General features: G+C 46.1%; 21 protein-coding genes, 2 pseudogenes and 1 riboswitch. Of the genes and pseudogenes, 14 read left to right on the top strand and 9 right to left on the bottom strand.

The window, feature by feature from the left end; genetic code table 11:
* Nucleotides 1–45 precede the first annotated feature (45 nt).
* From AC4E8B_RS08520 to AC4E8B_RS08545, 6 genes and pseudogenes are all read left to right on the top strand, one after another.
* Entirely contained in the window at nt 46–1218 is a 1173-nt protein-coding gene (locus AC4E8B_RS08520; RefSeq protein ID WP_490218181.1) for a pyridoxal phosphate-dependent aminotransferase, read from the top strand.
* 90 nt (nt 1219–1308) lie between these two features.
* Nucleotides 1309–1413: riboswitch (SAM riboswitch) on the top strand.
* 130 nt (nt 1414–1543) lie between these two features.
* Nucleotides 1544–2761, top strand: coding sequence for a 2,3-diketo-5-methylthiopentyl-1-phosphate enolase (mtnW, locus tag AC4E8B_RS08525; protein ID WP_490219580.1), 1218 nt, complete (start codon nt 1544–1546; stop codon nt 2759–2761).
* Entirely contained in the window at nt 2754–3416 is a 663-nt protein-coding gene (locus tag AC4E8B_RS08530) for a 2-hydroxy-3-keto-5-methylthiopentenyl-1-phosphate phosphatase (protein ID WP_490218183.1), read from the top strand. The genes mtnW and AC4E8B_RS08530 overlap by 8 nt, the downstream gene beginning before the upstream one ends.
* Nucleotides 3413–4042: a methylthioribulose 1-phosphate dehydratase gene (locus tag AC4E8B_RS08535; protein ID WP_490218185.1), complete on the top strand. Its 630-nt coding sequence runs from the start codon at nt 3413–3415 to the stop codon at nt 4040–4042. The genes AC4E8B_RS08530 and AC4E8B_RS08535 overlap by 4 nt, the downstream gene beginning before the upstream one ends.
* A gap of 24 nt (nt 4043–4066) precedes the next feature.
* Nucleotides 4067–4600 carry a cupin domain-containing protein gene (locus AC4E8B_RS08540; protein ID WP_490218187.1) on the top strand — a complete coding sequence of 178 codons (534 nt, stop codon included), beginning with the start codon at nt 4067–4069 and terminating at the stop codon, nt 4598–4600.
* A 555-nt stretch (nt 4601–5155) separates the two neighbouring features.
* Nucleotides 5156–5305 (top strand): annotated as a pseudogene (locus AC4E8B_RS08545) (VOC family protein); the annotation flags it as partial.
* A gap of 31 nt (nt 5306–5336) precedes the next feature.
* On the opposite strand, the pseudogene AC4E8B_RS08550 reads toward AC4E8B_RS08545, so the two are convergent.
* A pseudogene (locus tag AC4E8B_RS08550) lies at nt 5337–5537 on the bottom strand (VOC family protein); the annotation flags it as partial.
* Nucleotides 5538–5897: 360 nt separating this feature from the next.
* Here AC4E8B_RS08550 and AC4E8B_RS08555 point away from each other — a divergent pair.
* Nucleotides 5898–6110 carry an aspartyl-phosphate phosphatase Spo0E family protein gene (locus AC4E8B_RS08555; RefSeq protein ID WP_490218188.1) on the top strand — a complete coding sequence of 71 codons (213 nt, stop codon included), beginning with the start codon at nt 5898–5900 and terminating at the stop codon, nt 6108–6110.
* Between the two features lie 275 nt (nt 6111–6385).
* On the opposite strand, the gene AC4E8B_RS08560 is transcribed toward AC4E8B_RS08555, so the two are convergent.
* Both AC4E8B_RS08560 and AC4E8B_RS08565 read right to left on the bottom strand, forming a co-directional pair.
* Entirely contained in the window at nt 6386–7117 is a 732-nt protein-coding gene (locus tag AC4E8B_RS08560; protein WP_490218190.1) for a ZIP family metal transporter, read from the bottom strand.
* A 216-nt stretch (nt 7118–7333) separates the two neighbouring features.
* Nucleotides 7334–8566 (bottom strand): MFS transporter, encoded by a 1233-nt coding sequence (locus AC4E8B_RS08565; RefSeq protein ID WP_490218191.1) that lies wholly within the window; start codon nt 8564–8566, stop codon nt 7334–7336.
* Between the two features lie 139 nt (nt 8567–8705).
* Here AC4E8B_RS08565 and AC4E8B_RS08570 point away from each other — a divergent pair, with 139 nt between their 5' ends.
* Nucleotides 8706–9704, top strand: coding sequence for a phosphotransferase enzyme family protein (locus AC4E8B_RS08570; protein ID WP_490218193.1), 999 nt, complete (start codon nt 8706–8708; stop codon nt 9702–9704).
* Between the two features lie 63 nt (nt 9705–9767).
* Here AC4E8B_RS08570 and AC4E8B_RS08575 read toward each other — a convergent pair whose 3' ends face one another.
* Complete coding sequence (locus tag AC4E8B_RS08575; protein ID WP_490218195.1) at nt 9768–11261, bottom strand: ATP-binding protein; 1494 nt, start codon at nt 11259–11261, stop codon at nt 9768–9770.
* Between the two features lie 141 nt (nt 11262–11402).
* On the opposite strand from AC4E8B_RS08575, the gene AC4E8B_RS08580 reads away from it, so the two are divergent.
* From AC4E8B_RS08580 to AC4E8B_RS08590, 3 genes are all read left to right on the top strand, one after another.
* A complete protein-coding gene (locus tag AC4E8B_RS08580) occupies nt 11403–12986 on the top strand; it encodes a bifunctional metallophosphatase/5'-nucleotidase (protein WP_490218197.1) in 1584 nt (527 codons plus the stop codon).
* An 86-nt stretch (nt 12987–13072) separates the two neighbouring features.
* Nucleotides 13073–13513: a MarR family winged helix-turn-helix transcriptional regulator gene (locus AC4E8B_RS08585; RefSeq protein WP_490218199.1), complete on the top strand. Its 441-nt coding sequence runs from the start codon at nt 13073–13075 to the stop codon at nt 13511–13513.
* 111 nt (nt 13514–13624) lie between these two features.
* Entirely contained in the window at nt 13625–15319 is a 1695-nt protein-coding gene (locus AC4E8B_RS08590; RefSeq protein WP_490218201.1) for a M3 family oligoendopeptidase, read from the top strand.
* A 50-nt stretch (nt 15320–15369) separates the two neighbouring features.
* Here AC4E8B_RS08590 and AC4E8B_RS08595 read toward each other — a convergent pair whose 3' ends face one another.
* Entirely contained in the window at nt 15370–16959 is a 1590-nt protein-coding gene (locus AC4E8B_RS08595; RefSeq protein ID WP_490218202.1) for a two-component system sensor histidine kinase NtrB, read from the bottom strand.
* Between the two features lie 148 nt (nt 16960–17107).
* Nucleotides 17108–19234, bottom strand: a complete 2127-nt coding sequence (locus tag AC4E8B_RS08600) for an ATP-dependent Clp protease ATP-binding subunit (RefSeq protein WP_490218204.1) — start codon at nt 19232–19234, stop codon at nt 17108–17110.
* A gap of 185 nt (nt 19235–19419) precedes the next feature.
* On the opposite strand from AC4E8B_RS08600, the gene AC4E8B_RS08605 reads away from it, so the two are divergent.
* Nucleotides 19420–20463 (top strand): YkvI family membrane protein, encoded by a 1044-nt coding sequence (locus AC4E8B_RS08605; RefSeq protein ID WP_490218205.1) that lies wholly within the window; start codon nt 19420–19422, stop codon nt 20461–20463.
* A 38-nt stretch (nt 20464–20501) separates the two neighbouring features.
* Here the strand turns inward: AC4E8B_RS08605 and AC4E8B_RS08610 are convergent, their stop codons facing one another.
* Complete coding sequence (locus AC4E8B_RS08610) at nt 20502–21197, bottom strand: DUF8580 domain-containing lipoprotein (RefSeq protein ID WP_490218207.1); 696 nt, start codon at nt 21195–21197, stop codon at nt 20502–20504.
* Between the two features lie 86 nt (nt 21198–21283).
* Nucleotides 21284–21895 carry a CPBP family intramembrane glutamic endopeptidase gene (locus tag AC4E8B_RS08615; protein ID WP_490218209.1) on the bottom strand — a complete coding sequence of 204 codons (612 nt, stop codon included), beginning with the start codon at nt 21893–21895 and terminating at the stop codon, nt 21284–21286.
* A gap of 207 nt (nt 21896–22102) precedes the next feature.
* Here AC4E8B_RS08615 and AC4E8B_RS08620 point away from each other — a divergent pair, with 207 nt between their 5' ends.
* A complete protein-coding gene (locus AC4E8B_RS08620) occupies nt 22103–22771 on the top strand; it encodes an NAD(P)H-binding protein (RefSeq protein WP_490218210.1) in 669 nt (222 codons plus the stop codon).
* 66 nt (nt 22772–22837) lie between these two features.
* Here the strand turns inward: AC4E8B_RS08620 and AC4E8B_RS08625 are convergent, their stop codons facing one another.
* Nucleotides 22838–23026, bottom strand: coding sequence for a YkvS family protein (locus tag AC4E8B_RS08625; protein WP_490218212.1), 189 nt, complete (start codon nt 23024–23026; stop codon nt 22838–22840).
* Nucleotides 23027–23249: 223 nt separating this feature from the next.
* Here AC4E8B_RS08625 and AC4E8B_RS08630 point away from each other — a divergent pair, with 223 nt between their 5' ends.
* Nucleotides 23250–23444: a hypothetical protein gene (locus tag AC4E8B_RS08630; protein ID WP_490218214.1), complete on the top strand. Its 195-nt coding sequence runs from the start codon at nt 23250–23252 to the stop codon at nt 23442–23444.
* Nucleotides 23445–23478: the final 34 nt, after the last annotated feature.

Raw genomic sequence — 23478 nt, forward strand, 5'->3', positions numbered from 1 at the left:
TCAAACAAAAAAATTTAATCCACATGAAAAGCAGGTGACTATGTGATGAAAATATTTTCTCAATCTGAACTTTTGCAAAGTCTGCCAAAGCAGTTCTTTGCGACATTGGTGCAAAAAGCAGCCAGGTATGCCGGGCAGGGGCATGATGTCATCAATCTTGGCCAGGGAAATCCTGATAGGCCCACTCCGCCTCATATCGTCAGGAAGCTGCAGGAAGCAGCCGAAAATCCCCTTAATCACAAATATTCCCCTTTTCGCGGGCAGCACAGCCTGAAAGCTGCAGCGGCGGAATTTTACAAAAGGGAATATGGGGTGGACCTTGATCCGGAAAAGGAAATAGCCATTTTATTCGGCGGGAAAGCCGGCCTGGTTGAAATCCCTCAATGCCTTTTGGATCCGGGGGAAACGATACTTGTTCCCGACCCCGGCTATCCTGATTATTGGTCAGGGGTGGCCCTTGCGAAAGCGTCCATGGCTGTCATGCCTCTGAAAGAAGAAAATCATTTTCTGCCGGATTATGGTGAGCTTTCTGAGCAGGACATCCAGTCAGCCAGGATGATGTTCCTCAATTATCCGAACAATCCGACCGGTGCAACGGCTACGAAGGAATTCTTTGAAGAAACGGTCCGCTTTGCATCGGCAAACGACATTTGCGTCGTCCATGATTTTGCCTACGGTGCGATCGGCTTTAACAGCGAAAAGCCTGTCAGCTTCCTGCAGGCGGAAGGGGCAAAAGAGACGGGCATTGAAATTTATACACTCTCGAAAACGTATAATATGGCAGGCTGGAGAGTGGGGTTTGCGGCAGGGAATGAAAGTGTGATAGAAGCCATCAATCTAATGCAGGATCATCTTTATGTCAGCCTGTTTGGCGCAGTACAGGAAGCAGCAGCCGAGGCGCTGGCCGGGCCGCAGAACTGTGTGGATGAGCTGGTGCAGATCTATGCCTCCAGGCGGAAGGCTTTTATTGAAGGCCTTAGGGAGATAGGCTGGGATGTTAAAGCTCCGCAGGGATCCTTTTTTGCCTGGCTGAAAGTGCCGGAAGGATGGACGTCTGAGCGATTTGCAGATGTACTGCTCGAAAAAGCACATGTTGTGGTGGCTCCCGGCATCGGTTTTGGCGAGTATGGGGAAGGATATGTCCGCGCAGGCCTGCTTGCAGATGAAGAGAGACTTAAAGAGGCCGCAGCCCGGATCGGAAAGTTGAATATTTTTTGAAAAATCAATTGACATGTTTTTATAATCATGACATAATCCAAATGAATTATTGATTATCTGAATACTTTTAAATCTCACATATATTTCGTTTTCTTATCAAGAGCAGGCGGAGGGACTAGCCCTATGAAGCCCGGCAACCGACTTTGTGTAAAGCACGGTGCTAATTCTTGCAGCATGTAGGCTGATAGATGAGAAGATGTTGGACACAGCGCTGACCTCTTCTTTCTGAAGAGGTTTTTTCTTTGTTTTTGAGGCATTGTTTTACATGCCTTTTACAATTGACAATACAGCATGGACTATACATAAATGGCAGGAGGAAATCGATATGGGTGAAGTGATTGCGTCTTATCTGCTGAACGGTTTCAGCGGGAACTTGGAGAAAAAGGCAGAAGAAATTGCGTTGGGCCTGACAGTGGGTTCCTGGACAGATCTGCCGGATCTTGAGCGGGATCAGCTCAAGAAACATAAAGGGAGAGTCGTTTCTGTTGAGGGATCATATGGGAATGAAGGTGCAGCACTGATTAAAATCGCCTACCCTGCTGTCAATTTCAGCGCTGATATCCCTGCTGTTCTGACAACTGTATTCGGGAAGCTTTCGCTCGACGGAAAAATCAAGCTTCTGGATCTGCATGCAGCAGAAGACTTCAAACAGATATTCCCGGGCCCGCGCTTTGGCATCAAAGGAATCCGCAATAAGCTTGATGTCCATGGGCGGCCGCTGCTGATGAGCATCTTCAAAGGTGTGATTGGAAGGGATCTCAATTATCTTCTGAAGCAGCTGAAGGAACAGGCCCGCGGGGGGATCGATATTGTCAAGGATGATGAAATTTTCTTTGATAATGAGCTTGCCCCATTCACCCAGAGGATTACAGAAGGAAAGAGGGTGCTGAGGGAAGCCTTTGAAGAAACAGGGCAAAGGACACTTTATGCAGTGAATCTGACGGGGCGTACGTTTGAACTGAAGGACAAAGCAAAAAGAGCGGCAGAGCTCGGGGCAGATATGCTGCTGTTCAATGCCTTTGCCTACGGCTTGGATGTGCTGCAGGCGTTAAGGGAGGATGGGGACATCGGCCTGCCTATCATGGCCCACCCGGCAGTGAGCGGGGCGATGACCTCTTCTGCTCTCTATGGTATGAGCCACAGCCTGCTTCTCGGAAAACTAGCCCGCATGGCCGGTGCTGATTTATCACTGTTCCCGTCGCCATATGGATCCGTGGCACTGGAGCGGAACCAGGCACTATCCATCAGTACTGCGCTCACAGAGGAAGATATATATAAGAAAAGTTTTCCTGTCCCTTCAGCCGGCATCCATCCGGGGCTTGTCCCGCTTCTTTTCAAAGATTTCGGGGTTGAAAGCGTCATAAATGCCGGCGGCGGCGTGCATGGCCATCCTGACGGCGCAAGAGGCGGCGGTGCAGCATTCCGCCAGGCGATCGATCTTGTGCTTGCCGGAAAAACGCTGCAGCAGCCAGAACAGGAATTTCCTGAACTGGCAAAAGCGATAGCGCTTTGGGGAAGCAAAGAGGTGGTGCAGCATGGATAATCTTGCAGTATTCTGCGACTTTGATGGAACGATAACGGAGTCAGACAATATTATCAGCGTAATGAAGCGTTTCGCTCCGCCTGAATGGGAAGCCTTGAAGGACAAGGTACTGGCAGAAGAGATTTCCATTCAGGAAGGCGTCGGCCGGATGTTCAGGCTTTTGCCGAGCAGCCTGAAGGAGGAAATCACCAGTTTTGTGCTTGGCCAGGCCAAGATAAGAAAAGGATTTGAGGAGTTCATTGCGTATCTAAAAGGAGAAAATATCCCTTTATACATCGTCAGCGGCGGCATCGACTTTTTCATTCATCCGATGCTTGAGAAGTATGGCCCTTTTGAAGCTATCTACTGCAACCATTCTGATTTCAGCGGGGAAGCGATTAAAATCATCTGGCCGCATGAATGTGATGAAGAATGTGTAAACGGCTGCGGCTGCTGCAAGCCTTCCATCATGAGGTCGCGGGATGAAGAAGGATTATATAAGATTGTCATAGGCGACAGCATTACAGATCTTCAGGCAGCCAAGCAGGCAGATTTTGTCCTGGCAAGAGATCTGCTGCTGCAGAAAAGCAGTGAGCTCGGCCTGAATCACAGGCCATTCACCGACTTTTTCGATTGCATCAGCGAATTAAAAAGGTTGGCAGGGGTGAGATCATGAGTTGTATTCAGGAAAAATGGGACCAGCTGGCAGATATTAAGGATGAACTTGCTGCCCGTGACTGGTTTATGGGGACAAGCGGGAACCTTGCGATCAAGGTTGCCGGCGAGCCGCTTCAATTCCTCGTTACGGCAAGCGGGAAAGATAAGCGCAGGCGGACAGAAGAGGATTTCCTGCTAGTCGACCACAGCGGGAAGCCAGTTTGGGAAACAGATCTGAAACCTTCTGCAGAAACGCTTCTTCATGTGGAAATCTACAACAATACCGATGCGGGCTGCAGCCTTCACGTCCACACAGTTGATAATAATGTGATTTCTGAACTATATGGGGATGCAGGTTCTGTTTCTTTCAGAGGCCAGGAGCTCATCAAAGCTTTTGATATGTGGGAAGAAGATGCTGTCCTGACGATCCCGATCATTCCGAATCACGCCCATATCCCAAGGCTTGCTGAGTCTTTTTCAGAGCATATTCTTGCTGACTCAGGTGCTGTCCTGATCCGCAACCATGGAATTACAGTATGGGGGCGCACCCCTTTTGAAGCCAAAAAGCTTTTGGAGGCTTCGGAGTTTTTATTCCGCTATCAGCTGAAGCTGCTGCAGCATAAGCCGCTTCAAGCCGTTATATAAAAAAGTTGAGGGGAGATTAAAACAATGGCATATATTGTATTGCAGGAAACTAAAGAAGAAATCAGGAACCAGGAAGAGGTTGCCGCTTTCCTTGACAGCCAGGAAGTCATTTATGAAAACTGGGACATTCAGAAGCTGCCGGAGGATTTGAGAGAAAAGTATAATCTTTCAGATGAAGAGAAAGAAAGGATTCTTGAGAGCTTTGCTGCTGAAATCAAGGATATCTCAGAACGGAGAGGCTATCAGGCGCAGGACGTTATTTCCCTGTCTGAAAGCACGCCGAATCTTGATCAGCTGCTGAAGAATTTTCAGCAGGAGCATCATCATACAGATGATGAGGTCCGTTTTATTGTCAGCGGGCATGGAGTTTTCATCATCCAGGGTAAAGACGGAAACTTTTTTGAAGTGTTCCTTGATCCGGGCGACCTGATTTCTGTGCCGGAAAATATCAGGCATTATTTTACTCTCCAGGAAGATCGCAAGGTTGTCGCCGCGCGCATCTTTGTTACCTCTGAAGGCTGGGTTCCTATCTATGAAAAAGAAGGCGCAGAAGCTTAATTGAAGAGAATGAGGCAGCTTGAATGCCTGAAGGCTGTTAACAATGGGATCGGGAAATGCCGATCCTATTTTTTATCCCTTTTTACCATACTATAGGTTTTCAAATGGAGTCTGTTGATTTCCGTTCCAGGCACTTCCTTTCCGCGCGGCGGCGCTGAGTCTCCTCGTCGTGCCTCCTGCGGGGTCTCAGCTTTGCCGCTGCAATTCCGCAGGAGTCTGCGTGCCTTCCACTCCAATCAACAGGGTTTAATACTTTTATTGCGATTCTCCATTCTGATTTTTTTAGCTGTCTGTTGAATTACCTAGATTCTTCCTCAAATGGAGTCTGTTGATTTCCGTTCCAGGCACTTCGCTTTCCGCGGGGCGGCGCTGAGTCTCCTCGTCGTGCCTCCTGCGGGGTCTCAGCTCTGCCGCTGCAATCCCGCAGGAGTCTGCGTGACTTCCACTTCAATCAACAGGGTTTTATAATTTATTTTGTGATTCCTATTATAATTTATGTAGTTAAAACAGCTTTTTGCTTAACTGGAAATAAGGCTTATAAAAGCCGGAGCTGTTATTCTTGCAGGCAGAAGGAGGCACGAAAAAGACGGCCTGTCCATCTATTTTGAGGATCCGGATGGGCATAAATTCGAATATCACACCGGCACCCCGCAGGATCGTCTTGATTATTACCGCAAGGAAAAACAGCTTTTGAATTTTTATTGAGGGCTGCCAATTCTCCTTCTTCTGCATGTAAAGCGATATGAGTGTAAGAATCTTTGATTTCTTCTCTCGGAATATTTTTTTCTTCATTTATAGCTATCCACAGCCCATCCATATCAAAATAAGCGACTGTCCTGCCGGAAGCAAGCAATTTTGCGTTGAATGCTTGCTGATAGAAAGAAATGGATTTTTCAAGATTTGATACAGAAAAACAAAAATGGTTAATAAGCTGCATTTTTTTGCCCCTCTTTCTGTTCAACACCGCCAGATTTTTCTGCAAAACATGAAGGAATTTGTCGAAAAAGAATACTTCGATTTGCGAAAGAACATTTTTTTCTGAAGAATTTGTCTAATATTGCGAATCTATTTACTTTTATAGAAATTCTTGTAATAATGCTTCAAGTGGCCTATTATTTCTCAGCATTCCACGAATGGTGTCAAATAGATAAGGGATGACTGGGGAAAACGCCTTTGTTTTCATTATTATATATAGAGATAAATAATTAAAGAGGGAAGATAGACTGATTGGATTATAAAAAGGAATGGGATACAGATTAGGAGGAAAAGAAAGTTGTGCCAGTCAAATGAATATTTAATGAAAGAAATCCAGGTGAAAAGGGAAGCGATGATTAAGATTGCAGAGAGAGAAGGGGTTTCCAGTGCAGCAACAATCCGCTGCAGCCAGGAGCTCGACAAGCTGATTCTGGAGTTTCAGCAAAGCATGAAGAGAGAAAATAGAAATAAGGAAGCATTTAAGGGCCCCTATAAAGAGATGATCCTTTGGCCGAGAGAGCTGGCAAAAGTATAAAATGCACGGATAGTGGCAGGTTTGCAGTTGTCAGCTTGAAAAAAGGAGCATCGGTGACAAGGCCGGAACATTTTTCGCGATACATTACTTCACAAATTACTCGCAAATCACACTTCACAGCTATTCTCCTCATAGAAGAAAACAGCACAGCATAAACAAACGATCACACAACTATTGGAAAGCAAGGCTCCCCGGCGGAGCTGCAGCTGATCTAAACAGTATCATGGAGAAGGGAGGCCTGACATTAAGGCCCCCCTTCTCTATATTTGCCCAGACTAAAAAATATTGATTAAAAAAATCATGAACAGCAGGCCGACGATAAAGGAGTAAGTGGCAGTCCGTTCATTTCCATCCCCGTGGCTCTCAGGAATCAGCTCTTTATAGATGATGAACAGCATGGCGCCCGCGGCGAAGGCAAGGCCATAGGGAACAAGAAAGCTGATAAATGATGTAAGATAGAAACCGAGGAGGCCGGTGACGATCTCGATAGCACCTGTCAGGGTAGCAATAATAAATGCTTTGAATTTGTGTATTTTCTGGTTTACCAGAAATAACGCCACCAGAAATCCTTCAGGGGCATTTTGCAGGCCGATTGCAAAGGCAATCAGGTTGCCTGTATCTTCTGTGCTCGAAGCGTAGCTGACCCCCACCGATAAACCCTCCGGAATATTATGCAGGGTGATGGCCGCGATGATAAGCATTGCCTTTTCATCGAATTCAAGCCCCTTTTTTGAATGCTGAAGGTCAATATGGGGTATATTCTTCTCCAGGAGCGTCAAGGATAGGACGCCGAGGAAAACACCTGCAGCCAGCGGCAGAAATCCCCCCGCAGAGAGCGCCTCCGGTATAAGGCCCATCATGGATGCTGCCATCATGATGCCAGCTGTGAAAGCCAATAGGATATCTCTCCAGCTGTGGGTGATGCTTCCGTGCATAAATAGTATGATCAAAGCCCCAAGGCCTGTTGAAAGGGCAGACAGTACGCTCCCGACAATTACCTCACTCATGGTATAAAGCTCCCCGCCTTTCATTTAAAGCATGATGAGCACCATGCAATATAAAGTTACCGTATTTATGGGCTTAACGCGCAATACTAATATATACAGCAGGAAGAAAAAAGTTCCCGGTAAAATCTTTGCGCAATAAAAAAGAATGAACATGAAAAGGGCTGTCCAAGCCGGAAATCCGGTTTGGACAGCCCTTTTCAAAAGCTGCTGTTACTTCTATTTGGCCTGCATTTCTGCAAGCTGGCGGTCTGCAGGCAGAAGGGCCGATAAAAGTCCCAACAGAGGGAGGAAGCCGGTGATGGCCAATGTCAGGGGAAGGCCGATCATATCAGCCAGCCATCCGAGTGCCACTGAGCCGATCGCTCCCATGCCGAATGCCAGGCCGACTGTCAGACCGGACATGGTTCCGATTTTTCCCGGCACCAGCTCCTGGGCATATACAACCGTAACTGAAAAACTGGCCATAAGAATAAAGCCGGTCAGCAGCAGAAAGACAAAAGCAAGTTCTTTCGGCATGTATGGAATCAGGATCGAGAATGGTGCAGATGCGGCCATTGAGACAAATATGACTCTCTTCTTTCCGAAACGGTCTGATAATGGGCCGCCAAAGAACGTCCCAGCAGCACCGGCTGCCAGGAAAGCAAATAAAAATACCTGTGCCTGAGTGATCGTGAAGGAATATTCTGAGATAGCGTAAAAAGCATAGAAATTGGTTATGGCTGAGATATACCAGGACCGCGCAAAAATCAGGAAGAGGATAACGGCCAGTGAAAGAGCTATTTTTTTGTTCAAGGCAGTTTGCCCTTTTTTCCTTATCCTTGATTTTTTTAAGAGGATCTGACTTTCTTCTTTCAGCTTTCCGGAATACCAGAAGGCAATATAGACAAGCAGGGCGGAAGCCAGGGCGGCGGCCAAGGTAAACCAGGCAGCGCCTCTTTGCCCCAGCGGCACAAGTACAAGGGCAGTAATGAGCGGGGCGAGTGCCTGTCCTGTATTGCCGCCCACTTGATAAATGGACTGTGCCAGCCCCCTTTTTGTACCGGCAGCCATATAGGCTACACGCGACCCTTCAGGATGAAAAATCGCTGAACCAAGTCCAATCAGCACAACAGAAAGGACTATTGAAAGAAAATTGGCGGCCAAAGCCAGGCCCAGCACACCTGCCAAAGAAATGGCCAGCCCGGCTGGAAGTGCGAAAGGCATCGGCTTCCGGTCAGTCAGCATGCCGGTAACCGGCTGCAGGACCGAAGAGACGATGTTCAGGGAAAAAGCTATGATGCCGAGCTCGGTATAAGTCAGACCCATGGACTTTTCGAGGATCGGAAACATCGCAGGCACTACAGCCTGGATGGTATCGTTCAATAGATGGCAGATCCCAATAATAAATAAAACCTTGTAGGCTGTTTTTTCACTGTATTCCCGCTTTTGGACGGCTGCAGGGTGTCCCATTGATTTCCCTCCTGATGTTTATCTGTCGATAGAGTTTTTTATAGAATTAAGACATAATAAAATAGCATAATATATTTTAGTAGATTTATCCATGGTTCATTTTTAATGAACAGTGATGAAGTCAAGTAAGGAGGCAGATATGGAAAAACATATTCAGGGATTGCTGGATGGCAGCTCTATCCTTCAAGACATACTGAACATTTATGGACTTGAAGAGGATTGCAGGCTGCTGGGGGATTTTGAAAATTATGTTTATGAAGTGAGGAAGGGGGAAGATTCCTTTATCCTCAGGCTTACTCATCAATCGCACAGGTCTTTGCAGGACATTGCTGCCGAGATTGATTGGCTCAACCATTTATTCTCCGAAGGAATTCATGTTCCTGAGGTCATTCTGGCCCCGAAGGGAATTAACATCATAACCGCTGGGTGCAGGGATGGCAGCGAGTTCTATGCTTGTTTGTTCTCCAAAGCTCCGGGCAGGCCGGTAAAAGTTACAGATAAAGAGTTTGATAAGCCTCTTTTCCAGTCATGGGGAAGGGTCATTGCCCAGATGCATGCCGCAGCAGCCATTTATAAGGCAAATGCTAAAATTGGAACAAGGCCGGGCTGGGATGAGGAAGATGTCCTTTTTCCTGAAAGATATGTACCGGCTGATGGGCATGCAAGTGTTATAGCAAACAGCAGGGAGCTTATCAGCAGCATTAAAGAGCTGCCTGCCGGAGAAGACAGCTTTGGGCTTGTGCATACTGACCTGCACTCAGGCAATTTCTTTTTTGATGGAACGCAGGTCTATCCGTTTGATTTCGATGATTGTGCCTATCACTGGTTTGCTTCAGATATAGCTATCCCAGTGTATTACTCGGTCCTTTATCGATACATGGATGGCAGGCAGGAGGAGAAAGATGCCTTTGCTTCCCTCTTCCTGAAAGCATTTGCTGCAGGCTATGAGGAGATCAGGCCGCTGCCTCCCGGCTGGAACGCCCAGCTGCCGCTGTTTCTAAAGCTAAGGGATGTTGTTCTCTATACCGTTCTCCATAAAAAAATTGCACCAGAGGACAGAAGCAGCGGACTTCTTTCGATGATGGGTGAACTGAAGGGCAGGATCGAGGCGAAACAGCCGATATTCACCCTTGAATGAAATAAAGCAGAGCACCGTACGCTGCCCTGCTTTATATGTGTTATTTGATGGAGGCCTGGTTCCTCACTCTTTTACAGGCAGCAGGATCTCGGCTTTTGTTCCTTCATCCAATCTGCTTGAGATGCTGATGCTGCCTCCGAAGGACTCGATGATCCTTTGGCATACTACAAGGCCGAGCCCGGTACCCATATCCTTTGATGTGAAAAATGGAGTGAAAACCTTATCCAGATCTTCCTCCTTTATGCCGGTCCCTGTATCTTCCAGAATGATGCTGTGCCATTTGCCGCCGGTGTGCAGGGAGATGGACAGCTGCCCGCCGTCCGGCATAGCTTCAAAAGCGTTCTTCGCAAGGTTGAGAAGGACCTGCTTCAGCTGATCCTGAGTACCATCGGCTATTGCAGGCATGTCCGGCAGATGATAACTGCACTGGACGCTTGCCTGTGACGCTTCGGATTCGATAAGGGGGATCAAGTCGAAAATGATCTCTTTAAGATTGATTTTTTCCGTTTTCAGGGCTGTAGGCTTCCCCAGGATCAGGAATTCACTTACAATTTCATTGATCCTGCTTATCTCTGTGTCAATCACTTTAAAGAAGTATTGATCCTCCGAATGTGTGTATTTTTCACTGAGAAGCTGTACAAGCCCTTTTATTCCGGTCAGAGGATTCCGGATTTCATGGGCTGTGCTTGCTGCAAGTGTGCCGACCAGCTCCAGCTTCTGCAATTCGTTTTTCTTCTTTTCTTCTGCAGCCTGCCTTTTAAGCATGATATATTTGATGAAAAAGAAGATGATATGGAAGATGATCAGCAGCCTTGCAATAAATCCTGCTGCCTCTTTAAAGATCGCAGCGTTATCTCTGACAGGTACGGCTGTTTTGATCGTCCAGGGGAGCCTCTCGATCGGCATCATGACTGTCTGCATGTCCCCAAATGAACGGGAAGGCCCCATATTAAAGCTCATGATGGGAGCATCTTCCTGGTTGTAGACGACAAGCCTGGCATCCGGCGTCAGCATGGTCAAGATATTTTCAATATGGTCCACCCTGATCTGCGCTATGGCAATTCCGGCAATCTTCCGGTTTTCTCCTAGCACCGGAGCTGCGAGGCCAATAACCTTCTGGCCGTTTTCAAGCGTTTCCTGCCTGGAGGAAATGACGATATCCTTAGCATCCATCGCTTCCTGTATATAATCTTTTTCAAGCATTTTTTTGTTGTCAAAAAGAGAGTTTGAACCTGCAATAACTTCACCGCTGGCATTGGCTACATATAATCCCCCATAGCGTGAATCCATCAAATGGATGCGCTGAAGCAGCGGGGAAATTTTAGCAGGATTCTGCATTTCCGCTGATGCCGCAATGGAAAGGACCTCGAGGGTAGAAACAGTTTCCGAGATAAAATCATCCCAATGGCGCTGGTGGATCGCTGCGGTCCACCTGGCTGCTTCCTGGCGGTCGCTGATATTCTGATCCAGCAGCTTGTTCATATAAAAGAGACTGGAAATGACTGCAGGGACCAAAACGGCTGCGAGATACAAAATATAGTTCCTTGATTTTTTCATTTGTATGTACCTCAATAGATATTTATATAATTGGAAGAGCGCCTCTTAACCGGCCAGCTCTTTTGCTATTATACCACTTATGGACAATTCAAGTTTAACAGCAGCCGAGAATGATAAATAGGAACTAAAGGGAGGAGTTAGATGAAAAACAAAGAGACAGTATCGTTCCTGATTACATCTGATTTGCACGGCAGCATCTATCCATATGATTACAGCACTGGAAAAGAATTGAGTGAGGGAATTGCCAAACTGGCGTCAGTGATCAGACGGGAGAAAGCGAAGTCCGAACATACACTTCTTCTGGACAATGGCGACCTGATCCAGGGCACACCGCTAACGTACCATTATTCGCGGTTCTTAAAGCACCGTGTCAACCCTATGGTCCAGGTCCTGAATAAGCTGGAATATGATGCTGCTGTAATCGGAAACCATGAATTCAATTATGGCATCGAAATGATCAAGAGTGCGGCCAGCGAATCCAATTTTCCCTGGCTGAGCGCCAATGTGCTGCACCGGACAACGAAGGAGCCGTATTTCGGAGTACCCTATGTGATTAAAGAAATGAGTGATCTAAAGATAGCCATCCTTGGGATTACAACAAGCCATATCCCGAATTGGGAAAGACCTGATCATATCCAGGAACTTTTCTTCGATTCGGCAATCGAGGCCCTTGGGCGCTGGATTCCCTATATAGAAGAAACCGAAAAGCCTGACTTCCTTGCGGTCGCTTATCATGGAGGTTTTGAACGGGATTTGGAAACGGGGGCCAAGGCGGAGGAGGAAACAGGAGAAAATGAGGCTTACAGGATCTGCATGGAATTTCCGGAAATCGATCTGCTGATCACGGGCCACCAGCATAGGAGGATTGCAGGCAAAGAGGTGAATGGTGTGCCGGTCATCATGCCGGGGGCCCATGGAAGCCATCTGGGCAAAGTAGAAGTGACTTTTGAGAAGGTCCGCCATGAATGGACGATTGCCGGCCTGGAGTCTTCTTTGATCAGCAATGAAGGGGAGTGTGACAAGGAAATCATCCACGATGCAAGCTTTTACGAAAATGAAACGCAAAAGTGGCTAGATGAAGTAATTGGCTCTCTGACGGAAAATATGCTGATCACAGATCCTCTGGAAGCAAGAATCAGGGAGCATCCATTGATCGAGCTGGTCAACCGTGTCCAGATGGACGCTTCCGGCGCAAATATATCCTGTACGGCCCTGTTCAATGAAGGTGCCCCGGGATTCAGCGGCACGGTGACCATGAGGGATATTATGACCAATTATATTTATCCAAACACACTCGCTGTATTGCAGGTAACAGGCCAGGACATCAAAGATGCACTGGAAAGGTCTGCCTCCTACTTCCAGGTCAGTGAAAACGGGAAAATCGGAGTGAATCCGTCCTTTTCAAGGCCAAAGCCCCAGCACTATAATTATGATATGTGGGAAGGTATCGACTATGAATTCAATCTGTCACTCCCTGAAGGAAGCCGGGTCACTGTCCTGGAGCACAGAGGAGAGGCAATGAAGTTGGATGAAGTATATGAAGTGGTGATGAACCATTACCGGGCAGGAGGAGGAGGCGGCTACTGGATGTTTCAGAATAAGCCTGTCATCCGTGAAATCCACAGGGATATGACAGAACTGCTGGCCGAATATATCCGGAGAGAACAGCCGGTGAAGGCAGAATTGAATGCAAACTGGAAAGTTACATTCAATTCTCCATCATAGCAGCCCAAAAATTGACACATTGGGCAACCTTCCTTATAATAATGACGAATTTGAGATAAAATAATGTGTTAAAGGATCTGTTTAAAATGGGGAACGAACAGGTAAATCAATCATTGAAGCTTTTTATCGTTTTATCAAGGGCCTGCAGGGCTGTTAATGAGAATGTCAATAAGCTGATTCAGACATACGGATTGAATCCGACTGAATTTGCGGTGCTTGAGCTGCTCTATCACAAAGGAGATCAGCCGCTGCAGCAAATCGGCGGCAAGATCCTGCTCGCAAGCGGCAGTATTACCTATGTTGTGGACAAGCTTGAAGAAAAAGGGTATTTGCGCCGTGTGGCCTGCCCGACAGACCGTCGTGTGACATTTGCCCAGATTACAGAAAAGGGCAAAGAGTTCATCGAGGAGATCTTTCCGTCTCACGAGCAGTTCATCCATGAACTGATGACAGAGCTTTCTATTGAAGAAAAGCAGACAGCGATCGATCTATTAAAAAAGCTCGGCTTATCTGTCGGAAGATTCTAAAGCAAAGCACAGTGATCTTGCTGTGTTTTTTGTTTTTTAGGAGGATTTTTCAGCTGGATGTCGAATCTTTAGTAGGGTTTTTGAAAAATAAAGCTATTCGGGGGGAAAAGAATGAATTTCAGTGAATATACATATGTCCGTCCAGACATGGACGAAGCGGGCAGGAAATTTGAGGCTGTGCTGGAGAAGTTCAAGGGGGCAGCAAGTGCTGATGATCAGAATGAAGCGATGAAGGAAATCAATCAGATTCGCAATGATATCGGGACGATGTTCAATTTATGCTATATCCGCCATTCGATTGATACAAATGACGAATTTTATAAAAATGAACAGGATTATATGGATGAAGTCCAGCCGCAGCTAGAAGGCTACGTAACGGAATATTATAAAGAACTGGTAGATTCCAGGTTCCGTGCAGAACTTGAAGAAAAGTGGGGGAAACAGCTATTTGCACTGGCTGATGCCCAGCTGAAGGTATTCAAGCCTGAAATACTTCCATTGATGCAGAAGGAAAACAAGCTCTCCTCGGAATATACGAAGCTGATGGCCTCTGCCAAGATTGATTTTGAAGGGGAAGAGCGGACGCTTGCCCAAATGGAACCTTTCACTGAATCAACCGACAGGGAAATGAGGAAAAAAGCGCAGGAGGCGCGTTTTGGATTCCTTGCTGACAATGAAGAGGATCTTGACCGGATTTATGATGACCTTGTCAAAGTGAGGACTGAAATTGCACAGAAGCTTGGCTACAATAACTTCGTGGAGCTGGCGTACTACAGGATGTACCGGACGGATTATAATGCTGAAATGGTGGCTAAATTCCGCGGCCAGGTCAAAGAGCATATTGTTCCGATTGCATCAAAGCTAAAGCAGCGCCAGCAGGAAAGAATCGGCCTTGATGAGCTAAAATACTATGATGAGCCTTTCCAATATAAGACCGGCAATGCAGTGCCGAAGGGAAGCCCTGAATGGATCATTGAAAACGGCCAGAAAATGTATGATGAGCTGTCAGAAGAAACAGGCAGATTCTTTTCCTTTATGGATGAAAATCAGCTGATGGATCTTGTGGCGAAGAAGGGGAAAGCAGGGGGCGGATACTGCACTTATATCGAAAACCATAAAGCACCGTTCATCTTTTCAAATTTTAACGGGACTTCAGGGGATATCGATGTACTGACACATGAAGCCGGCCATGCCTTCCAGGTATATTCCAGCAGCCATTTTGAAATTCCGGAGTACAACTGGCCGACATATGAAGCGGCGGAAATACATTCCATGAGCATGGAGTTCTTCACATGGCCCTGGATGGAGAATTTCTTTAAGGAAGATACGGAAAAGTATAAGTTTTCCCATCTGAGCTCAGCATTGCTATTCCTTCCTTACGGCGTAAGCGTCGATGAATTCCAGCATTGGGTCTATGAAAACCACACGGCTACTCCACAGGAGCGGAAGCAGGCCTGGAGGGAAATTGAAAAGAAATACCAGCCGCATAAAGACTATGAAGGAAATGAGTATTTGGAGAATGGCGGTTTCTGGCAGCGCCAGGGGCATATCTTCAATTCTCCTTTCTATTATATTGACTATACGCTTGCACAGATCTGTGCTTTCCAGTTCTGGAAGCGTTCAAGGGAAAACCAGGAAGACGCCTGGAGCGATTATGTCAAGCTGTGCGGTTTAGGCGGAAGCCTTCCTTTCACAGAGCTGGTAAAGGAAGCCAATCTCCTTTCGCCATTTGAGGAAGGCTGTGTAGAATCCGTGATCGGTGAAATTGAAAGCTGGCTGAATTCTGTAGATGACAAAAGCCTGTAAAATAAGAAGAGCCGGGGATTCCCCGGCTCTTTCTTGTTGGTAATGTTATTTTATTGATTGCCGTCCAGATCTTCTGTAAAAAGGGGAAGACGGATTTCGGCAGTTGTGCCAGCTCCCACCCTGCTTGTGATTGAGAGCCTTCCTTTATGCTGCTGGATAATCTGCTCTGTAATCATCAGTCCGAGGCCAGTGCCTGATTCCTTTGTGGTAAAGAAAGGTTTTTTGATATTCTGCAAAAGTTCCTCGGGCATTCCGCATCCGCTGTCTTCGATTAAAATTTTTGCTTCACCGCAGATGGTCTGTCTGCACGTGATCTTTACAACACCGCCTTCCGGCATAGCGTCAATGCTATTTTGCACAAGATTGATGCATGCCTGCTTCAGCTTGCCGGCGTCGCAAAGGACAGTTCCGCAGCCAGGAGCAATATCCTTCAGAAGATGCACATTTTTATAATGTGCCTCAGATTCAAAAAGAAGGGCTGCTTCACTTAAAAGTGGTTCTATACGCTGAGGCTTCATCAATGGTGTGTGCGGTTTGGATAGATACAGAAATTCATTTATGATCCCGTTCATCCGCTCCAGCTCAGAATGAATGATGGAAATGTATTGCCCGTAATCATTCTCTTTTTCACCAATCATTTGGATAAAGCCGGATATGACAGTTAATGGATTTTTAATTTCGTGGGCAACGCTCGCCGCCATTTCACCTGTGACCTTCAGTTTTTCAGAATTACGCAGATACTCTTCCAGCTTTTTCTTTTCAGTAACATCTCTTATGACCATCGATGCTGCAAAAATCTTATGCTGAGAATTATAGACAGGGGATACGGTTGCCTCTAGCACGATTGGCTCATCACTGACACCCGGAAAAGAAAGTTCAGCACCGGAAATACTGCGGCCATGAAGCGCCGAATCAAGCATAGCGGAAATTTCACCATTTTCATCCGCCATGATGGTTTCAAGGCTGTCCCCGATCTCAGGAGCTGCCGAGTGAAACAGCAGGCAGAAGCTGTCATTCATCCTGAGGATTTTCTTATCTGCATCTGCAATTACAATGGAATCGCTGGTATTGTCAAAAAAAGCGTCAATATAGGACTTGGTCGATTCCAGGTCCTTCCTCGCATTCATTTCATTTCTCTCCGCTTTTTCCCACAGCCTGTTCGCGTGTTTGATCATGAAAAACAGCAGAATGCTTGTGAGCAGGGCAAAAAGGAGAATATAAGGCAGGTCCTCGGGGCCGGACATTTCGGCAATTATATGGCCATTGGCCGCATTCAGGGTTATGAGGGATATGGCAGCCAGCGAGGTGGAAATGCCAAGGGCAAGATAGCTCTGGTAAAAGGCTGATAATATGATCCCGAATACCAGAAAAATATAATTGACCAAATAAGGAAGCTGCAGGTTCAGGTAAAACAGATAACTGTATATACTGGCCAGGATTACAATCATCATATAGTGCGGCTTTGGCTTAAGATAATTGAGACCGGTGAGCAGCAGGCAAAAGCCGAGGCCGACAGGCGGCCACAGCAGATCATAACGCTGATCGACAAATGAGTAAAAAGCTGTATCTATTATGTAAAACAGCCAGAGCAGCTGTATCAGAAGCTTATTCCGGCTTTCTATCAGGCTTGTTTTGTTCATGGCTTTTGGTGCCTTTCGGATGATTTATTCACCAATTTTATCACAATTTGTCAGAATTTGTTGGAAAACTTTCGCATCTCAACAGAAAAAGACATACAGTAAGCCTGAATCAGGCTTCTGTATGTCTTTCATAATTGAACTGAATCTTTTATTTTCCAGTAACCGCAATATTTCCATTCAGAAGGTCTGCATGCAGCTGCCTGCAGGATGGATCTTCCAGAATAAAGTCCGCAATTTTGTCTTCCAGCTGCTCCTGGATTGCCCTTCTAAGCGGACGGGCTCCAAACGCCGGATGATAGCCAAGCTCGGCCAATTTTTCAACAGCTTCATCAGTGAAAGTCAGCAGCATATCCTGTTCTTTCAGTGCCGTATTCAGCTCTGCAAGCATCAGCTGTACAATTTTCAGCAGGCTGTCTTTTTCCAGCTGTTTGAACTCTATGATGCTGTCAAATCTGTTCAGGAACTCAGGCTTGAAGAAACTGCCCAGAGAATCAAGGATCCCTGATTCCTTGACTGCTTCGCTGCTGCCGAAACCGACCTTGATTTCCCTGTGTCCTGCACCGGCGTTGCTCGTCATGATGATAACAGAATCCTTAAAGCTGACGGTCCTGCCCTGGCTGTCTGTCAGGCGTCCGTCTTCCATAATCTGCAGGAACATATGCTGTACGTCAGGATGGGCTTTTTCTATCTCATCCAGCAGAATGATGCTGTATGGATTCCTCCGCACCTTCTCAGTCAGCTGGCCAGCTTCATCATGGCCGATGTATCCCGGAGGGGAACCGATGATTTTTGATATGCTGTGTTTTTCCATATATTCGCTCATATCAAGCCTGATCATGCTGTCTTTAGAGCCGAAGAGCTCTTCAGCAAGTGTTTTTGTCAGTTCGGTTTTACCAACACCGGTCGGTCCGGCAAATAAGAAAGAGCCGATTGGGCGGTTTTTGGATTTTAATCCAGCCCTGCTTCTGCGTACTGCTTTGGCGACCTTTTTAACTGCGTCTTCCTGGCCGATCACTTTTTCGGAAAGGGATTTTTCCAGGTTCTTCATCTTGGATTGTTCATCCTGCTGGATTTTGCCGACCGGAATGCCGGTCTTTCTTTCAATGATTTCCTGGATATGTCCCACTTTTACAACTGGTCTTTCTGCGGAATCATTGTTCAATGCTTTTTCAAGCTGGATTTCCTGTTCGCGGAGCTTGGCCGCTTCTTCATAATTTTCTTTCTTCAGGACTTCTTCTTTGGCTGCTGATATTTCAGCCAGCTTCTGCTCAATTTCTTCCCCAGGTGTATATTCTGCTGTCAGATTGATTTTTGATCCTGCTTCATCCAACAGATCTATGGCTTTATCCGGAAGGAATCTGTCCTGGATATACCTGCTTGACAGAGTGACACATGCTGACAGCGCCTCTTCCGAATAGGTGACTTCATGGAAGTCCTCATATTTAGACTGGAGGCCTTTCAGGATTTCTAAAGCCTGTTCCTGTGTTGGCTCCTGAATGTGAACAGGCTGGAAGCGCCTTTCGAGCGCCGGGTCTTTTTCAATCTGGCGATATTCCTTTAAAGTAGTCGCACCGATCACCTGAAGTTCGCCGCGTGCAAGAGCAGGCTTCAGGATGTTGCCCGCGTCCATGGAGCCTTCCGCGGAACCTGCTCCGACAAGAAGATGGATTTCATCAATGAACAGGATAATATTTTTTCTTTCCTGCAGCTCTGTGATCAGCTGTTTCATCCGTTCTTCAAACTGGCCGCGAATGCCGGTATTGGCAACAAGCGAAGCGACATCAAGAAGATGAACTTCTTTATTCAGCAGCTTGCGTGGTGCTTTCTTTTCAGAAATTTTCAGCGCCAACCCTTCTGCAATGGCAGTTTTCCCGACACCGGGCTCCCCGATCAGTACTGGATTATTTTTATTTCTCCGATTGAGAATTTCAATGACACGGTCAATCTCTTCATCTCTGCCAATGACAGGATCTATTAAGCCTGCGTTCGCTGCATTGCTCAGGTTTTTGCCAAACTGGTCAATAAAGCCGTTTGGCTTTTGGCTTGGCTGCTGTTTCATTTCCTTGCCGGCAATGCCTTCACCGGCGCCCATTTGTTTGAACAGGTCTTCCATTCCGGAAGCCTCAAAGGGATTCTGATACCCGAAGGAAGCGTTCATTTTCTGCTTTTCGGCCTGATAGCAGCTGCTGCAGAGATGTGTTTCTATTTTATTGCCATTTATATTAAACCTTAATTGGATTGTTGCCTGGTTTTGTTGACATTTTTCACAGTTCATCAATCAATGCCTCCTGTATGTTGACTTTGACTATCTTTGACTAACTTTGATTTTATTATACTTTGACCTAATTTGACTTTCAAGCAATTAGACTTGGCAATTTTAGCCATAGCAGTGAATTGTTTTGAAAAGCTCGTCTTTGTTGGAAAAGCCGGTCATATACATGAAGGGGAGGAGGCGGTTTCGTGAAGAACTGGACTGGAGCCTTGCAGATTGCTGCTGTCTATGTTGGTACAGTCGTGGGGGCGGGTTTTGCAACAGGCAAGGAAATAGTAGAGTTTTTTACCCGGTTCGGGTTTATCGGGCTGATCGGAATTCTGATGAGCGGATATATATTTATTATGCTGGGAACGAAGCTGATGAGGATCTCAGCCCGGATACAGGCAAAATCCTACCAGGAGCTGAATGATTATCTGTTCGGCAGATATTTTGGGAAAGTGATCAATGTCCTGACATTGATCATGCTTCTTGGCGTATGTGCAGTCATGCTGTCCGGTGCAGGAGCTGTATTTCAGGAGCAGCTTGGGTTGACCAAGCTCTCAGGGGTGCTTGCAACGATCATATTATCGGTGGTTGTAATGATTATCGGCATTAAAGGCCTGTTTGCTGTGAATTTATTTGTAGTCCCTATGATGATTGCCTTCAGTTTTATCTTAATGTTCATTTCTATAAAGCTTCCGGGCTTTCAGGAACAGATGCTGTTCATTCCGTTTGCGGAGGATGGATGGAAAGCTGTGGCTGCGCCATTTTCCTATACCGCTCTCAATCTGGCCCTGGCACAGGCAGTCCTGGTGCCTGTTGCAGCTGAGATAAAGGATGACCGGACCATTAGGCTGGGAGGGTATATCGGAGGGGCAGCATTGACCATCATCCTTTTATCAAGCCATCTGACTCTTATTATGCTTCCTGATCTGGAAATGTACGAAATACCCATGGCTGTTATCATGAAAAATCTTGCTTCTGGTTTTTACGGCCTGTTTGTACTGATCATTTATGGAGAGATCTTTACTTCGATAATCGGGAATATATTCGGGCTGGAGAGGCAGATAAGGCAGTATGTTTCAATCCCGGCGATCTGGATTGTCGGGGGGATTTACTTAATTACCTGTTTAATCAGCATGATAGAATACAGTACACTGCTTTCCTATCTTTATCCGATATTCGGGTATGTCAGCATTCTATTTATTGTCCTGCTCTGGATAAAGCCGGCAGAAGGGAAAGAAGCATAAAAAACAGGCCGATGAGGTGATTCATCGGCCTGTTTCTCTTATTTCTCTGCTGAAATGGTTTTTGCCATCTGAATGAATGCATCTGTGTGATCGGCCTCAATTTTTGTGTAGATGCTCAGCTTAAGGTGCTGTACATCGTTTTTAAGCAGGTAGACCGCTGCTTTATCTTCTTCAGAAGCAGCTTCGTAAATGATCGCATCCTGGAAGAATTCATCATCAGAAGCCTCCACAGATTGCACCTCACTGCTTACCGCTGTCAGCTGGGATTTTGCATTCTCTTCAGCCATTTCCCAGTCTATATCCTCAGGCAGCAGCTCAATCCTCATGAATACTTGATCATTTTCTGTCAGATAAAGAACATCTTTATTAGGCTCTTCAGCTGTCAGTTCATATGAAGGAAGGACATACATGGAATAATTCTGGTTGTCGCTTTTTTCAAGGACTGCAGTTTCTTCCATCGTTTCACCATTCACCTGATATGACAGGGATTTTTCCTGCTCCATTTCAGAACTGACTGATTCCGCGTTTTCTTCTCCTTCAGACTGATCATCATTCTGCTCTGTGCCAGCACCATTTGAATTGTCATCAGTTTCCTGGGTGCCGTCTGCTGTGCCCGCTGTTTCTTCTGTATTTGTTGCGTTGTCTTCACTGCCTGTGTCTTCTGAAGTTCCACACCCGGCGAGTGCGAGTGAAAGAATCCCTGTAGCCAGCAATAGTTTTTGAAGTGTGTTCATCCTAGCATTCCTCCTGTATATCATGAAGTTTTATAATAGAGTAGACGGTGGTTATCGGCAGAAAGTTACAAATTATCCTGATTTCATCAGCTCAATGGCAAGATGACGAAAATGAACAGATCAAATAGGAGATGTGAGACAATGACCAGAGGCAGGCTTTTCTTCCATGCATACAAATATCCCCAGAACAGTCCGGCAGCAAGGGCGGCCAGGGCAAGGGCCGGATAGCCGGAATAGAAATGGACAGAGGCGTAAAGTAAAGCAGCCAAAGGCACGGCCCATCCTGGTCTTATGTAGCTTTGCAGGCGTTTTTGCACAAAACCCCGCCAAAAAATTTCTTCGCCCGGAATGATGACAAGGATCAAAACGATATAATGCCAGATCACTTCAGGAGAAAGCCGGCTGTACAATCTGCCAATCTGGCTTGCGAATGGCAGGTTCATCGCCTCTATGAGGAAATGGCCTGTCCAGAACAATCCGTAAAGCAAAATCCCGGAAACGGCTCCATAGAATAGGTAGGATCCCAAGGAAGCCTCGTCCTCCACTTCTTCTGCCATAATCGAATAGCTGATCAGAAACAGCATGGACGCGGTGAAAATATACCAAAAGACCGCTCTGTCCTGAAAAGTAAAAAATAGCAGCAGGTGGGCAATCATGATCCCAAGAACCAGTCTTATATCAATCGAGCCAAATTTCATTCATTATCTCCTTTCGGCAGAGTAGAAAATATAATGTTAGTTTACGGTGGATTCCATCTTATGCTGTATAATCAGCAGGTAAGCTGCCGGCTTGTATACTATTGCTAAGTTCTAACAAACCAATCACTATTTTATCAAAAAACGAAAGCAGTCTGCCACTACTTTTGTGCGGGAAATGTTTTGGAACAGCATAAAGGAGGGAAACTGATGCGAAAGGCATTGATTTTAGGTGCAACCGGCCTGACAGGGGGGCATCTTTTGGAATTGCTCCTGGGCAGCGGCCATTACGGACAAATAAAAGTAATCAGCAGGCGCCCGCTCATGATCAAGCATCCAAAGCTGACAGTATTTATCGGAGACTTCAGAAGCCTGGAAGAGATTGGGGAAGCCTTCGACGCCGATGATGTCTTCTGCTGCATTGGCACCACCATCAAAAAGGCGGGCAGCAAAGGCGCTTTCCGGGAAACAGATATGGAGTATCCCTTAAAGGCTGCACATCTTGCACGAAAAGCAGGTGCTTCCAGATTCCTGATCATCTCTTCGATGGGGGCAAACCCGGATTCTGCATTTTTTTACAATAAGGTAAAAGGACAGCTGGAAGGTGAGCTTAAGGCTTTTAATGCATTCAGCCTCCACATATTCCGGCCGTCACTCCTTGTCGGCAGCAGGGCGGAATTCAGGTTAGGGGAAAAAGCCGGGGAAGTTTTTTTGAAGGCGGCAGGGCCATTTATGATAGGAAGCCTTAAAAGATATAAAAGCATCCTGGCAAGCGATGTTGCAAAAGGGATGGCTGCTGCAGCTATTCAGGATAAGGAAGCCCATAAAGCTGCAAGGGTATATGAATCCGATGAAATAGCCTTTCTTGCAGGAAAATGAAAAACCCCCGCCTGGTGTGCGGGGGATATGGATTTTTCTATTCATGCAGACGCTTACATTTTTAAGTCAGAGAACCGATTCTTTAATGACTTTATAGTTCTTATGGTTAACAACCGTTCTTTGGTCCAGCTCAAGATCACGATAGTTATCCATAAGTGTAAGGTCAACGATTACGGAATTTTCATTGACTTTTTCAACTATGCCTTTTAGGCCTTCCCGGAACTCAATCACGTTCCCGACTTCAGCTTTCTTCATACAATCTCTCCCTCTCCCGTGTTTTCACTTCTCTAAAAGCTTATTAATATTTTGCACTACTTTTTAAAATTCGTAAAGAATTTTGAACATTATTAACTCAATATTCCATTTTAATTTGCTTATCACCTGTAAATTTTGCACGACTTCTATACTTTGAGTATTTCCGTGGAAATTCCAATGTTAATTTGGTATACAAATAGTATATGAAAAGGGAGGTATTGGCTTGGAACAGAATTTGGTGAATGAAGTGCTTGAAAAGCTAAAAAACGGAGAAATTGCAGAGTACTATGTAAAAAAGGAAGACTTCCTCGAGTTTAGGATGGTGCTGGTCAGCCGGACAGACTTTAAGCAATTCCGCGGTATTGCCCAGCGCGGGGGAGATGTGTTATATCAGTATCTTGCTGAGCCCCGCAGCTGATCTTGAAAATGATCTCAAAGGATGGCTGTTTATA

It is taken from the genome of Bacillus sp. SRL543, assembly GCF_984799205.1.

Coding starts and splice junctions, on each gene's coding strand:
- AC4E8B_RS08570 (WP_490218193.1), top strand. CDS start 8,706: ATGGAAAAACATATTCAGGGATTGCTGGATGGCAGCTCTATCCTTCAA.
- AC4E8B_RS08580 (WP_490218197.1), top strand. CDS start 11,403: ATGAAAAACAAAGAGACAGTATCGTTCCTGATTACATCTGATTTGCAC.
- AC4E8B_RS08565 (WP_490218191.1), bottom strand. CDS start 8,566: ATGGGACACCCTGCAGCCGTCCAAAAGCGGGAATACAGTGAAAAAACA.
- mtnW (WP_490219580.1), top strand. CDS start 1,544: ATGGGTGAAGTGATTGCGTCTTATCTGCTGAACGGTTTCAGCGGGAAC.
- AC4E8B_RS08540 (WP_490218187.1), top strand. CDS start 4,067: ATGGCATATATTGTATTGCAGGAAACTAAAGAAGAAATCAGGAACCAG.
- AC4E8B_RS08520 (WP_490218181.1), top strand. CDS start 46: ATGAAAATATTTTCTCAATCTGAACTTTTGCAAAGTCTGCCAAAGCAG.
- AC4E8B_RS08590 (WP_490218201.1), top strand. CDS start 13,625: ATGAATTTCAGTGAATATACATATGTCCGTCCAGACATGGACGAAGCG.
- AC4E8B_RS08530 (WP_490218183.1), top strand. CDS start 2,754: ATGGATAATCTTGCAGTATTCTGCGACTTTGATGGAACGATAACGGAG.
- AC4E8B_RS08625 (WP_490218212.1), bottom strand. CDS start 23,026: ATGAAGAAAGCTGAAGTCGGGAACGTGATTGAGTTCCGGGAAGGCCTA.
- AC4E8B_RS08585 (WP_490218199.1), top strand. CDS start 13,073: ATGGGGAACGAACAGGTAAATCAATCATTGAAGCTTTTTATCGTTTTA.
- AC4E8B_RS08610 (WP_490218207.1), bottom strand. CDS start 21,197: ATGAACACACTTCAAAAACTATTGCTGGCTACAGGGATTCTTTCACTC.
- AC4E8B_RS08600 (WP_490218204.1), bottom strand. CDS start 19,234: ATGAACTGTGAAAAATGTCAACAAAACCAGGCAACAATCCAATTAAGG.
- AC4E8B_RS08555 (WP_490218188.1), top strand. CDS start 5,898: ATGAAAGAAATCCAGGTGAAAAGGGAAGCGATGATTAAGATTGCAGAG.
- AC4E8B_RS08535 (WP_490218185.1), top strand. CDS start 3,413: ATGAGTTGTATTCAGGAAAAATGGGACCAGCTGGCAGATATTAAGGAT.
- AC4E8B_RS08615 (WP_490218209.1), bottom strand. CDS start 21,895: ATGAAATTTGGCTCGATTGATATAAGACTGGTTCTTGGGATCATGATT.
- AC4E8B_RS08575 (WP_490218195.1), bottom strand. CDS start 11,261: ATGAAAAAATCAAGGAACTATATTTTGTATCTCGCAGCCGTTTTGGTC.
- AC4E8B_RS08620 (WP_490218210.1), top strand. CDS start 22,103: ATGCGAAAGGCATTGATTTTAGGTGCAACCGGCCTGACAGGGGGGCAT.
- AC4E8B_RS08560 (WP_490218190.1), bottom strand. CDS start 7,117: ATGAGTGAGGTAATTGTCGGGAGCGTACTGTCTGCCCTTTCAACAGGC.
- AC4E8B_RS08595 (WP_490218202.1), bottom strand. CDS start 16,959: ATGAACAAAACAAGCCTGATAGAAAGCCGGAATAAGCTTCTGATACAG.